This window comes from Phyllobacterium trifolii, from assembly GCF_014192095.1.
Taxonomy (GTDB): Bacteria; Pseudomonadota; Alphaproteobacteria; order Rhizobiales; family Rhizobiaceae; genus Phyllobacterium; species Phyllobacterium trifolii.
Map to the genome: position 1 here is coordinate 88,520 of NZ_JACHXN010000005.1, position 13,891 is coordinate 102,410.

Consider the following 13,891-nt stretch of genomic DNA (forward strand, 5'->3'; position numbering starts at 1 on the left):
GGGCCTAAGAACGGAGTGATGCAGTGAACACGGTGGTTGAACCCAATTCATTCAAGACAGGCCCTGACGAGGAGGGCATGTTCGGCATTTTCGGCGGACGTTTTGTTGCCGAAACCCTGATGCCGCTGATCCTTGAACTGCAGCAGGCCTATGAAGACGCGAAGAACGATCCGTCGTTCAAAGCAGAGCTTCAGGCCCTGTCGACGCATTACGCCGGACGGCCATCCAAGCTCTATTACGCCGAAGGCCTGACAAAACATGTGCGCCAGCTGGCCAAGGATCAGGGCCTCGATGGCGGCGCCAAGATCTATTTCAAGCGCGAAGACCTGAACCATACTGGCAGCCACAAGATCAACAATTGCCTTGGCCAGATCCTGCTGGCCAAGCGTATGGGCAAGACCCGCATCATCGCGGAGACGGGCGCAGGCCAGCATGGTGTAGCCTCTGCCACCGTTTCGGCGCGTTTCGGCCTGCCATGCGTGGTCTATATGGGCGCAACCGACGTCGAGCGGCAGAAGCCCAATGTGTTTCGCATGAAATTGCTCGGCGCCGAGGTCAAGCCCGTATCGTCTGGCCATGGCACGCTGAAGGACGCGATGAACGAGGCCCTGCGTGACTGGGTCTCTAATGTCGAGGATACCTATTACCTGATCGGTACCGCCGCTGGCCCGCATCCCTATCCGGAGATGGTGAGGGATTTCCAGTCGGTGATCGGTACGGAAGCCCGCGAGCAGATCCTCGAGCGCGAGGGACGCCTGCCGGACACCATCATTGCTGCCGTTGGCGGCGGGTCCAACGCAATTGGTCTGTTCCATCCCTTCCTTGACGACAAGAGTGTCGAGATCATCGGCATCGAAGCCGGCGGCCGTGGGCTCGATGGCGAAGAACATTGCGCTTCGATGAGCGCGGGACGCCCCGGCGTCTTGCACGGCAACCGCACGTACCTTTTGCAGAACAAGGACGGTCAGATCCTCGACGGTCACTCTGTTTCGGCCGGTCTCGATTATCCGGGCGTCGGTCCGGAGCATTCATGGTTGCGCGATACGGGCCGCGTTTCCTATGTACCGATACTCGACGATGAAGCGCTCGAAGCTTTCACCCTGACAACCCGCACCGAAGGCATAATTCCGGCACTGGAATCCGCCCATGCTATCGCCCATGCGGTGAAAATCGCGCCTAAGATGGCACAGGACAAGATTATGATCGTCAATCTTTCCGGGCGTGGCGACAAGGATGTGCACACGGTCGGGCAGCTTCTAGGGATGGACATCTGATCATGACGACGCGTATCGACAGAAAATTCGCAGCGCTCAAAGCCGAAGGCCGTCCGGCACTCGTAACCTATTTCATGGGTGGCGATCCCGACTTCGACACGTCGCTGAAGATTATGAAAGGTCTGCCCGGCGCAGGTTCCGACATCATTGAGCTCGGTGTGCCATTCTCCGACCCCATGGCGGATGGACCTGCTATTCAGGCCGCCGGATTGCGTGCCCTGAAAAAGGGCATGTCGCTGACGAAGACGCTCGATCTCGCCGCGCGCTTTCGGCAAACCGACGATACGACCCCGATCGTGCTGATGGGATATTACAACCCGATTTACATTTACGGCGTCGACCGTTTCCTTGTGGATGCCGTTGCCTCTGGTATCGACGGCCTGATCATTGTCGACCTACCGCCGGAAATGGACGAAGAGCTCTGCATTCCTGCGATCAAGGCCGGGATCAATTTCATTCGTTTGGCAACACCGACGACTGACGACAAGCGTCTGCCGAAGGTCCTGCAGAACACATCGGGCTTTGTGTACTATGTATCGATGAACGGCATTACCGGATCGGCATTGCCCGATACGAGCCGGGTTGCGGCCGCTGTCGAGCGGATCAAGAAGCATACGGACTTGCCGGTCGTCGTCGGCTTCGGCGTCAAGACCGCTGAGCAGGCCAAGGTAATCGGCTCCGCCGCAGACGGCGTTGTCGTCGGCACAGCGATCGTCAATGCTGTTGCCAACACGATCAATCCCGACGGTTCCTTGGTGGCCGATCCCGCCGAAGCCGTTGCCACGATGGTCAAAGGCCTTTCCAGCGGTGTGCGGGCGTCAAGTCTTGCGGCGGCCGAGTAAAGCTCCTAAATCAACCGTTTGCTAGAAGAACAGGACCGATCATGAACTGGATCACGAATTATGTCCGGCCCAAGATCAATTCGATGCTTGGTCGCCGTGAAATGCCAGAGAATCTCTGGATCAAGGATCCAGAATCCGGCGAAATGGTTTTCCATACGGATCTGGAAAAGAACCAGTGGGTCGTACCAACTTCCGGGCACCATATGCGTATCCCCGCAAAGGACCGGTTGAAGTTCTTTTTCGATGACGGCGTCTTTGACGTGCTGGAACAGCCGAAAGTTGCGACAGATCCGTTGAAATTCCGCGATGAAAAGCGTTACGTCGACCGGTTGAAGGAACATCGCACCAAAACCGGCCAGGATGATGCGATTATCAACGCGCTTGGCATGATCGAGGGACTGCCGATCGTCGTGACCATCCATGACTTCAGTTTCATGGGCGGTTCGCTCGGCATGGCGGCGGGTGAGGCGATCATCAAGGGTTTCGAAACCGCGATCGCCCAAAAGAAACCGCTGGTGCTTTTCGCTGCGTCCGGCGGTGCTCGCATGCAGGAGGGAATTCTTTCCCTGATGCAGTTGCCGCGCACGACAGTTGCCGTCGAAATGCTGAAGGAAGCTGGTCTGCCTTATATCGTCGTCCTCACGAACCCGACGACAGGCGGCGTCTCCGCCTCTTACGCAATGCTTGGTGATATCCACATCGCCGAACCCGGTGCATTGATCGGCTTTGCCGGACAGCGCGTCATTGAACAGACCATCCGCGAAAAATTGCCCGAAGGGTTCCAACGCGCCGAATATCTGAAGACGCATGGGATGGTGGATATGGTCGTGCCGCGGCCAGAATTGAAAGCAACGATTGCCCGGCTGTTGAAAATGCTGATGGGTGAAGCGGCCACGGAAATTGCTGAGGAACATCCCAACGAACAGGCCGTGGTGCCGGTACCGGTCGAAACCGAAGCTTGATGCCGACCTGCTTTTTGAATTGGCTGTGCAATGCCATCGCGTGCTGAACAAGAGATCGACCGGCTCCTCGGGCTCCACCCCAAGGGCTTCGATCTGTCTCTCGGCCGTATAACGCGCCTATTGGACACGCTGGGCAATCCGCAGCTGCGGATACCGCCGGTAATCCATGTCGCAGGCACCAATGGCAAGGGCTCTGCCGTCGCTTTCTCGCGGGCGCTGCTTGAAGCCGCGGGCTACACGGTGCACGTCCACACCTCGCCACATCTCGTACGCTGGCATGAACGCTATCGGATTGGCGCGTCCGGCGGGGGTAAGATCGTCGAGGACGATGTGCTGGCGGATGCGGTCAAGCGGGTTGCCGAGGCCAATGCCGGCCAGGCAATCACCGTCTTCGAGATTCTTACCGCCGTCACTTTCGTTTTGTTTTCGGAACACCCGGCGGATGCTGTCATCCTCGAAGTTGGTCTTGGCGGGCGGTTCGATGCGACCAATGTCATTCCCGAGCCGGCCGTCAGTGTCATCATGCCCATTTCGCTCGATCACCAGCCCTATCTCGGCGACCGTGTAGAACTGATTGCGGCGGAAAAGGCTGGCATCATCAAGCCGCGTTGCCCTGTTGTCATCGGCGCCCAGGAGGAGGAAGCCGTCCGCATGGTGCTGATCGAGACCGCCGAACGACGCGATTGCCCCTATACAGTGTATGGCCAGGACTTCCTCAGCTTCGAAGAACGCGGGCGCATGGTCTATCAGGACAATAAGGGATTGATGGATCTTCCTTTGCCGGCGCTGCTCGGCCGCCACCAGCTGGCGAACGCTGCTGCAGCAATCCAGGCGGTCAGAACTGCCGGCTTCAAGGTGCCGGAGCAGGCCGTCGAACGGGCGATGGCAAATGTCGAGTGGCCTGCCCGAATGCAGCGGCTCATCAAGGGCAAGCTGGTGGAGATGGCGGTCCCGGGCTCGGAAATCTGGCTCGATGGCGGACATAACCCCGGCGCGGGGCTGGTGATCGCCGAGGCTATTGCCACCTTGGAAGATCGCAACCAACGGCCGCTGTTTCTGATCACCGGCATGATCAATACCAAGGATCCTGTTGGCTATTTCCAGGCTTTTACCGGCATGGCGCGGCACGTCTATACGGTGCCGATACGTTCCAGCGGCGCCGGGATTCCACATGACGAGCTCGCACTGGCTGCCAATGAAGCCGGGCTTTCAGCTGAACCTGTGCATTCAGTCGAAAATGCCCTGAAGATTCTGGCGCATAGCTGGGACCCATCCGAGCCGGCACCACGAATTCTTATCGGCGGATCGCTGTATCTCGCTGGCGACGTTCTTTCGGATAATGGCACGCCGCCTCGCTAGAGCTTTGTTTCTGCGCAACAAAAAGCCCGGCAGTAAACCGGGCTTTTTTTCGTTCGAATGACTTGAACAATCAAGCAGCCGAATTCCTGATCCAGTCGGACAATTTGCTCTTCGGAGCAGCGCCGACCAGATTGGCAGCAAGTTCACCATCCTTGAACATCAGCAAAGTCGGGATCGAACGTACACCGAACTGGGCAGCCAGTTCCGGATTTTCATCGATGTTGACCTTGGCAATCGTGATCTTGCCTTCCATCTCGGAGGCAATCTCTTCAAGAGCAGGGGCGATCATCTTGCACGGGCCGCACCATTCCGCCCAAAAATCAACGACGACAGGCTGTCCCGCCTGAATAACGTCGGACTGGAAATTGCTGGTGTCGATCTTGACGGTAGCCATGGGCTTTTCCTTGTGTGTTTGTGAATGTGTTGCACATCATGTGGTGAGTCGGCTCGCAATCGTCAAGCTCGGTGTTGTCACGATTCAGTGCAAACAGTTTAGAAGCACCTGTAGTCCCGCTTCATTGCCTGCCGCCCGCAGCAATCAATAATCAAGCCTTAACACGTTATTTCATTTTCCAATCCATACCTTTGCTCACACCATCCGAACGAGCGCGTCGCGCATTGCGTCCGCCGGGATCTCGATCAGGTGCGGACCTTCGGTGAAGAGCAATGCAGCTTCCACAGTCTTCCCGGGATAAAGCGGTTCCAGCAATTGGCGGTAAAGGGCTAGCTGCGCGACATACGCCTCCGGAACCTTGGCGAGGTTAGTGGGGGGTGGGCGGTTTGTCTTGTAATCCACGATCAGCACCCGCTTTTCACCGGCTGCCAGCCTGTCGATCACACCCGAAACGGCGTGATCCTTGCCGCGCAGATGCAGTGTTCCCATGATCGCCACTTCCGCTAGCGAGCCCGATGCGAAAACAGGCGCATAGCGTGGATCATCTATAACGCCGAGGACCGATTGCAGAGCGTCTTGGATTTCTTGCCGGGGCCAGTCGAAGGCGGCGCGCGAAAGGTAGCGCTCCGCAGCGGGGACCCGTTGTTCGGCGGGCAAGTTCGGCAGGGTCTGCAACAGGGCGTGGATGACCGTTCCACGGCGGATCGCAAAAGATGGATCACCCCCATTTGCTGTCAATACTGGCGAGCCGGTCATCACGGGCGCTTCGTCATCCGGTTCGATCAAGACCGAGACGCCCGATGGCGCAAGCGGTCTTGGCAGGCCAGCTTCTCGCGGCATGGGAGAGCGATACGCCGCAGGAAATGGTTCGGCATGCGCTTCGGAAGGCGTGGCAAGCTCATCGATCGGCGTGTGAGTGCGTTCCATCACGCGATAGCGCCTGGCGACCACAGTTTCTACAGGATGCTGGAATGGTTCGCTCAACTCACCTAGGGCGGCCTCGACCAGTCCATGCCAGGTTTCGGATGCCTGCCGTGATCCGCGATAACCGCAGACGATCAAGCGATCTTCGGCGCGCGTCATCCCCACATAGAGAAGCCGGCGATACTCTTCTTCGGCGCGAATTTTCAAATTATCGACGATTGTTCCCGTAAAGGCGGTTGCATAGCTTTTGCCAGGGACGAAAAGAAAACCTGGACCTTGCCAGCCGTGTTGTTCCTGCAGCTTGAAAGAAAGCAAATTTGGCGTTCGCCCACCTGCCGATGCCGCACTGCCGGAATCGACCAGGAAAACAATGGCCGCCTCCAGCCCCTTGGCTGCATGCACAGTCATGATGCGAACTTCATTGCGGCTCTGATCAAGTTCGCGTTTGATTTCGGGAGTTGCGGCGTCAAGCGTTTCAAGGAATGCCTGGAGTCCGGGGAGGCCGGTCTTTTCCGTTGCAACCGCATAGTTTTGAAACTCGTCTATGACATCGCCGGCTTCATGGCCGAGTCTTGCCAACAGATCGCGTCTGGCGCCTCCTGGCCCCAAAATCTCCGCATAGAACTCGAACACCGGTACGGTGTCGGCCCGATTGCGCCAATTCTGCAATCGCTGCGCCGTTGCACTCACGATCAGATCATCGTCGGCACGCGCCTTCAGCCGTTGATAGAGTGTTTCATGTTCTGCCCGGCCATATGCGAGGTCAAACAGCTGTTCATCATTCCACTTGAACAACGGGCTCTTCAACAGTGCTGCAAGCGACAGGTCGTCAGATGGCAGCAGCATGAACCGGCCAAGCGCCACCAGATCCTTGATGGCAATGTGGTCCGTGAGCTTCAACCTGTCAGCGCCGGCAACCGGGACCTGCCGCCTCTTCAGCTCACGCGACAAAGCTGGCATGAACTGATCGCGCTTGCGCACCAGTACCATAATGTCTCGCGCTTCGAGACGCCGGCCCTGCCCCTCGATTACTTCGCCATTCTTTAGCCAGCTATCTATCGTCTTGGCGATCTGCTCAGCGAGCCGGACAGGTGGAGCAGGCAGGCTGTCCACGGGCTTGCGCCAATCGTCTTCCTGGGGCGCGTTTTCAGGCGTGATCATGTCCCATATCTGGACCTCGCCGGGATCATGATCGCGAATGGCCGTATGGACAGTCGGGCCATGTTCCCGTCCGAAGCCACGATTGGCCTCGGGCCGCGCAAAAACTTTATCGACGGCAGACAAAACATCGGGGGCCGAGCGAAACGAGAAGTTGAGATTGACACGCTCAAAACTCAATTCAGATTGCCTGGTGTTCCTTTCGGTCTCCCTGCCATGCTTGGCAAAATCCTCAGGAATAGCGCCCTGAAATGAATAAATGGACTGCTTCTCGTCACCGACGGCAAACAGCGTGCGCCGGATGTCGCGGGCGGATTTGCCGGCAAAAAATTCCTCGCTGAGCAGACGGATGACACGCCATTGATTGGGGCTCGTATCCTGCGCCTCATCGACCAGAATATGGTCGATACCCTTGTCGAGCTTGTATTGTACCCATGGTCCAGCATCCTGACGCGACAGCAATCTCACCGTACGCACAATCAGATCGTCGAAATCGAGCAGACCATGCGTCTTTTTCATGTGCTGATAGCGGCCGATCAGATCGTCAATCAGAACCAAGGCGGAAAGGGTAAGGCGAAGCATGCGCCATTGCTTAAGACGGTCCAACCCCTGGAATACGCGTTGTGCCGCTTGATCGTAACGATCGATAAAATCCGGATAACGGTCAGTCACCCCCTTGGTTGCGATATAGGAACCGCTTTTGGGATCACCCGTCGCTTTCAGGAACGCCGCCCGCAGTGCTTCCTCGCGCTGGTCGACTTGTTCGTTGAACTTTGCATGAAGCAGAATCAACGCAAATTCTTGCGCCCGCGTTGCACTCTTTTGTATCTGCAGAATTCCGGACAACATCGGGTGATCGAATTCGTCCACCGGCCAAAGCGTTGACAGAATACTGTCTTCGGTCTCGTCGCCTTGGAAGCCGAAGTGCGAATAAAAAGCCTGGCGGCGCAGATCATCATAACCGACTTCGCCGATAAATTGTGTCAGATCATGCCGTTTGTTTACTGCTTCATCGAGCAGTTGCTGCAGACCAAACTCTCCGGCGGCATCGAGCACATCGGCAAAAGCCGCGGCAAGCTCCGTGTTATGGTCAAGGCGCGCTGCCTGCAAAAGTTGGCGGCGCGCTTCGCCGACCAACGCCACCTGCATCATGTCGTCCATCAATTCGAAATGGCCCGCAATATTGGCCTCGAGGGGGAACTGATGGAGGATAGCTTCACAAAAGGCGTGGATAGTCTGAATCTTGAGCCCGCCCGGCGTTTCCAGTGCCCGTGCAAACAGACGTCGCGCTTGCGCCAGCCGTCTCGGCCCGGGGCGACTGCCATCGATCTTCTCGATGGTCTCGGCTAACGCACCTTCGTCCAATGTTGCCCAATCGGACAATCGCGCAAAAACGCGGTTTTGCATGACCGCCGCCGCTGCCTTGGTATAGGTCAAGCAGAGAATCTTGGAAGGATCGGTTCCGTCGAGCAGTAGTCGAATGACGCGTTCGGTCAGTACATGCGTCTTCCCCGACCCGGCATTGGCCGAAACCCAGACGGAATCCTTCGGATCGGCCGCCTTGTTTTGATTGGCAATTGTTTCTCTCGGAATGTTGCGCGGCGTCTTCATTCGCCGTCACCGCTATCGTCAGTGCCGCCCGCCGACCATTCCAGCACACGTGCGAGATGATCGTAATCCCCGGTCAAATCGCTTTCCTTGAATGGCAGCGCCCGCGAAAGATAGCCTTTGTGCGGGTCGCGATAAGCGGTCAGCAACTCGGTCAGGCGGCGCCACGAAAGCTCGCCTAATTCTGGCGCGGACTTCTCGCTGCCGTTGGAGCCGCTACCAATCTTCAGGATCGATTCCGGATCAACCTTGCCGTTGGGACGAAGCCTTACATAAAGGAGGTCCGCAGCATCGCGAGCACCGACTTCGTGGAAAGCACCACGCGCCAAAAGCGCTGCTTCGAGTGCAAGCTGCGGGGACAAAAGCACATGCGCCTGCCGCTTGGACGGTGTCGAACCCGTCTTGTAGTCGATAATCTCAGCCGAACCCTCGCGCCGGAGGTCAACGCGGTCAGCACGGCCCGAGAGCGTCACGCCGGTTGTTTCGACGGGGATCTTTCTTGAAGTGATTTCCGGATGACGTACCGCTATGAGGTGCGCGCGTTGCCGTTCCCATTGGAGGTATTCCGGAACCAGCGACTGAAATCGCGGCCACCACACCGCATCGATTTCTTCCGGCAAGGCTACTTCATCGAAAAAACGCCGTCCGATTTCCAGAAGACGTGCGGATGCATCGTCGGTCTGCGGATCGACGCCCTGTGCAGTGAAATCTGCCAGGATATCGTGGAACAGCGATCCCCGCTCGGCGACATCGGGATCGCGGATCAGCGGTTCGATAGGGCGCAGGCGCAGGATGCGCCGGGCAAAGATCGCGTAAGGGTCGCGCCTGAGCGTCTCAATTTCCGTGACCGAGAAATGCTTTGGCCGCGCGCCTAAAGGTGGCTTGGGTTCGGGCCGCTTGACGAAATCTTCGTCCGGTCCAGTGTCGATCTCCCGCGCCCAGTTCAGGTATTTCGTACCCTGCATGCGCAATTCCGCGGTTGCAGTTTTGCCAAGGACGGTCTCGAGGCGCTGCAACCAGCGCGAAGCAACCGTCGGAGCGTTGGCGGCGCGCTGCGCCCGCGTGAGAATGACGCGGTTCATTCCCATCGCCATCTGGAAATCGTGGGCTGCAAGACCGGTGCGCCGTTCCGGTGGTTCAAGATTGATGATTGATTTCATTGGCCGCGACATGAAGGGATCATTGCGGGTTTTGCCCGGCCATGACCCTTCGTTCAGACCGCCGATGACAACCGTATCGACTGTCTGCAAACGAGCTTCGAGTGCCCCCCAGATAAAGAGGCGGGGATGCGCACCGGCCTTAGGCTTGACGACCTCTCCCGCGACCAGCGCCTCGATCATCGACGGCCACTCGGAAGGCATGAACTCCAACCCTGCATCTGCCGATATCAAATTGCGCAGGAAGGCGGCGAACTGTTCACCAGCGGCGCCTGAATAGAGCGCCGCGATATTTCCTTGGTCGTCCCGTACCAGATTTTCCAGACTGGCGACGGTGGCGTGGATAATCTCCGCGATCTCTACCGGGGCTTCTCTGGAAGCAAAGACCGCCAGTGGTTCCATACTTTGCGTGAGTGCGTCGCAGGTTATGCGGGCGGCCTCGATGTGCGCCACGGTAATTTGCCGGAGCCAAACGGGTTCAAATGGTGTTGTGCTCGCCTCCGAAAGGCGTTTTTCGAAGAAAGACCGGAGCCCGGCCAGTGTAGCCCGACCCGTACCTCCGCGAAGCGACACGAGTTCAATGGTTTCTGCAGCCTGCCTAACAGCGGAACGTTCGAGACCGAGCCGGGTCAATGGATGTTTGAGAAGCGCGAGCAGTGCGCCCGGATCGCCCGGATTGAAGACTATTTCCAGTGCTAGCCGCATCAATGTGGCTGGTTGCGTTTCACGCAGAGCATGCCCGCCGGAATCATCGGCCGCGATATTGAAGCGTGCAAGCTCAGTCGAGACACGCCGCGCAAGATCGCGATCCGCAGTGATCAAGGCTGCCGTCTTGCCTGGCTGGTTGATCGCATCACGCAAAGCAACAGCGACTGCGAGAGCTTCTTCCCGTTCATTCGCGGCTTCCACAAGCGCAATTGGTGCGATGGCAGCCAAGAACTTGCCATCGCCACGGTCGATATCGGCCCAGGCTTCACTCGTGTCTGCGGGGCGCATCGCCTCGGCCAGCAAAGCCTCGCGCGCACGTTTTGACGCTGCGACGTCTCCCAACTGGATGACGTCCTGACGCAGAACGCCGAGCTGGCTCAATAGCTTTCTCAAACCATATTGCGGGTGACCGAAGATCGATGGACTATCGATAGTGTTTGCCAGAAGTTCCCAACTTGCAGCGTCCATATCACGATCGACGCCGGGCAGAACCAGAGCACCTTGTGGCAGGCGAGCGATGGTGGCGAGCAGCTGTGCGGTGGCGGGTATGGAACCGGTGGAACCGGCTGCGATAACCGGCCCGGCGGGCGGGCTGCGCAACAGACGCTCGGCTTCGAGTTCTATCAGCCGATTGCGATGTGCGGCAGGATTGGATCGATGCCGGCTGGCAAGAACATCGGGCCAAAGACTGGTGACTATCCCCAGGAAGTCGAGAGTTACCTGCCACCAGTTCGGCAGATCCTCCGACACAATGTTGGAAAGCGTCGACCAGCCCATGGCTTCGGTCTCAACCTGATCCATCAAGCTTGCAAGATCGCGCGCCAGCCAGATTGCATCGGCCGTCGTAGCCGGGATCGCGATCTCTTCGTTACCGAAAAGTGCGCGGACGTGATCGGGCAGGCGTTCGCGCCAAGGCCTCACCAGCCGCGCGAGTAGCAGCAAGCGTTCTGTCGAGCCTATCGGTGGTAGGAGATCGAAAAAAGCATCCGATCCCATATCGAACATTGCCGCATCTTCATCCACATCACCGAGCGGCCGGATGACGGGAAGGATAGCAGACCTGGCTGGGCTCGTTTCGACCAGCAAGGAGCGAAGGGTGCGTGCAGCGCGCCGTGTCGGCACGTAGATGGTTGCCTGCGCCAGCGCCATGGGATCCGACGCATCGGCCGGATAACCTGGTACAAGCGTGCCCGATCGCAGCGCATCAACAAGAGCGGGCAGAAACGGAATGCCCGGTGCTATGGAGAATATGCGCGAATGCCCGTGCTCAACCATCGACCGTCTGTCTGGCGATGGCGGCTTCCGCCTCGCCAATCGCATCAGGTGTTCCGACCGTCAGCCACAAGCCCTCCATCCGCCGGCCATAAAGCCTGCCTGTCGCGATCGCCGCATCAAAATAGCGATTGAGCGATGCCTTGCCCGCCACAGCGCCTGCGAAAATCCGTGGATGGATAATGGCTGCCCCGGCATAAATATTGGGCGACGTTTCGCCGAGTCCGAGGCGGCGCAGGCGACCATCGTTGTCCATGTGGAAATCACCGCGCCCATCATAGCCGGTGGCCTGATCCTTTGCCGCAATCATCAGCAGAATATCCATGCGCGCATCATCCCATCCTTCGGCCAACAGGACAAGATTGGGCTTCGGTCCATCCACCCAAAAAGTGTCGGCGTTGACCACATAGAAGGGATCGAAGCCGATCTTTGGAAGAGCGTTGATGATACCACCGGCGGAATCGAGCAGTTCATTGCGCTCGTCCGAAATGACAATCGCTGGAGTTCTCCGCTTGGCCAGATGTGCATCAACCTGATCGGCAAGATAGTGGACGTTGACGATAGCTCGCTCAACGCCCACATTTTCAAGCGCTTCGAGTCCCCAATCGATTAATGGTTTGCCGGCTACTTTTACCAGTGGTTTTGGCGTCGTATCAGTAATTGGAGCCATACGCTTGCCAAGGCCGGCCGCCAGAACCATTGCCGTATGCAGACCTGCCATCAATCAAATCTCCGAAGAAAGTATTCCCGCCTTCTCGCACCATTGCTTGACCGGCGCCAGTGCGGGATGAACGATAACGCGATTAAGGTAGGACCGGATACGCGGCAGATGCTTCAGATAAAAAGACTTGCCGTCTCGCTCGTCGAGCCGGACGAAAATACCGAGTATCTTGGCATTGCGCTGTGCCGCCATGATAGCGAACGCCTTGCGAAACAAAGTTTCGTCGAAACCGGGATCAGCCGAGCGCCGTTCGTCGATATAGGCGCCCAGCAAATGATCCTGTATGTCCGGGGCAATAGTGACACGCGCATCGAAGATCAATGATGCAACGTCATAGGCTGACGGTCCAATCATGGCGTCCTGAAAGTCAATAAGTCCGACACGATTGATACCCGTTTCGTTTTCGCGCCATAGGATGTTGGGTGAGTGAACATCGCGCAGGAGAAGGCTTTTCTCCGTATTGCTTAGTTGACTGAATACTTTGTCCCATGCGGCCACAAATTCTGCTTTTTGGTCGAGTCCGAGCGCTGCTCCACTTATCCGCGGCACATACCAATCGGACAGAAGCTCGACCTCGATCATCATGGCATCGCGATCGAAATCGTGGATATGATGGGAAATGCCTGCGCCTAAATTAATATCCTTGGACCAGGAATGCTGGTGCAGGCTTGCCAGCAAGCGAACCGTTGCTTCATATCGTTCGAGGATTGGAGCGCCTTCGCCATCCAGTATCCCATCGCTGCCAAGATTTTCGAGGATCAGAAAACCGTTCTCCAAGTCCTCTGCGGCGATTTTCGGCACCGTGAAGCCGCGTGATGTGAGCAGCCTGTCAAGTGCGACAAACGCAGTCACGGATTGGGAAAGGTGGGCGATTTGCATATAGGTCTTGCCGTTGCGAAGGACCGGACCACCTGGATTGTAGGGTGAATTCATGAGGATAAACGGACGCCCCTGGCCCATTGCAATGGTTTCGTAACCCCGGGCTGAAGCGTCGCCAAGCAGATAGCGCCGCTCAGCCGTGGCGAATCCTTCTTTGGCGAGAAACTCGCGAATCGCTAGGGAGCGTTGCAGCCGCGCCAATGCAGCCGGTTCGCCCTCGATCAATGCCTTCCGGCCGTCGCCGTCATTCACAAGCGTCACCTTCAAGCTGGACGCTGATAATGCACCCCTCGCCTGTTCCGGCCACTCTACCACAACGACACCATCCTCCAGGGCTTCATCAAGACCGAGCTCGTCCACCTCATCGGCAGAAGCCAGCCGAAAAAGATCGCCATGACTTACTGGCAGTCGCAACTCCGGATAGGACTGCACTATGGTGAAGGTCGGGCTCGGCACCTCATAAAGATTGTCATCGGCGATGGTGCGTATCAGTCCCCGTGCGAGCGTCGACTTGCCGGCGCCGAGATCTCCGGACAACGTGACGAGATCACCCTTGCGCAATGCCAGTGCCAGATCCTGGCCAAGCCTCGTCGTATCCTCGGGTGTTGCAAGCTGAATGAAGATTGATGTCAT

The 13,891-nt window shown here is 57.6% G+C and carries 9 protein-coding genes; 4 read left to right on the forward strand and 5 right to left on the reverse strand.

Annotated elements, in window-relative coordinates; genetic code table 11:
- The first annotated feature begins 23 nt into the window (after positions 1-23).
- From trpB to FHS21_RS09320, 4 genes are read left to right on the forward strand one after another with little or no spacing between them, the layout of a single operon-like run.
- Entirely contained in the window at positions 24-1,274 is a 1,251-nt protein-coding gene (gene trpB / locus FHS21_RS09305) for a tryptophan synthase subunit beta (protein WP_112524843.1), read from the forward strand.
- Between the two features lie 2 nt (positions 1,275-1,276).
- Complete coding sequence (gene trpA / locus FHS21_RS09310) at positions 1,277-2,116, forward strand: tryptophan synthase subunit alpha (RefSeq protein ID WP_112524845.1); 840 nt, start codon at positions 1,277-1,279, stop codon at positions 2,114-2,116.
- Positions 2,117-2,157: 41 nt separating this feature from the next.
- Positions 2,158-3,078 (forward strand): acetyl-CoA carboxylase, carboxyltransferase subunit beta, encoded by a 921-nt coding sequence (gene accD / locus FHS21_RS09315; protein WP_112524847.1) that lies wholly within the window; start codon positions 2,158-2,160, stop codon positions 3,076-3,078.
- A gap of 30 nt (positions 3,079-3,108) precedes the next feature.
- Positions 3,109-4,437 carry a bifunctional folylpolyglutamate synthase/dihydrofolate synthase gene (locus tag FHS21_RS09320; protein ID WP_112524849.1) on the forward strand — a complete coding sequence of 443 codons (1,329 nt, stop codon included), beginning with the start codon at positions 3,109-3,111 and terminating at the stop codon, positions 4,435-4,437.
- Between the two features lie 70 nt (positions 4,438-4,507).
- Here the strand turns inward: FHS21_RS09320 and trxA are convergent, their stop codons facing one another.
- The 5 genes from trxA to tsaE all read right to left on the reverse strand — a co-directional run bounded on the left by trxA (position 4,508) and on the right by tsaE (position 13,891).
- Positions 4,508-4,831: a thioredoxin gene (gene trxA, locus FHS21_RS09325; RefSeq protein WP_112524851.1), complete on the reverse strand. Its 324-nt coding sequence runs from the start codon at positions 4,829-4,831 to the stop codon at positions 4,508-4,510.
- Positions 4,832-5,026: 195 nt separating this feature from the next.
- On the reverse strand, positions 5,027-8,524 hold the full coding sequence (gene addA, locus FHS21_RS09330; RefSeq protein WP_183661746.1) for a double-strand break repair helicase AddA: 3,498 nt from the start codon (positions 8,522-8,524) through the stop codon (positions 5,027-5,029).
- Positions 8,521-11,661, reverse strand: coding sequence for a double-strand break repair protein AddB (addB, locus tag FHS21_RS09335; protein ID WP_183661748.1), 3,141 nt, complete (start codon positions 11,659-11,661; stop codon positions 8,521-8,523). Before addB ends, addA begins: the two co-directional genes overlap by 4 nt.
- Positions 11,654-12,379, reverse strand: a complete 726-nt coding sequence (locus FHS21_RS09340) for a nucleotidyltransferase family protein (RefSeq protein ID WP_246410960.1) — start codon at positions 12,377-12,379, stop codon at positions 11,654-11,656. Before FHS21_RS09340 ends, addB begins: the two co-directional genes overlap by 8 nt.
- A 3-nt stretch (positions 12,380-12,382) precedes the next feature.
- On the reverse strand, positions 12,383-13,891 hold the full coding sequence (tsaE, locus tag FHS21_RS09345; protein ID WP_112524857.1) for a tRNA (adenosine(37)-N6)-threonylcarbamoyltransferase complex ATPase subunit type 1 TsaE: 1,509 nt from the start codon (positions 13,889-13,891) through the stop codon (positions 12,383-12,385).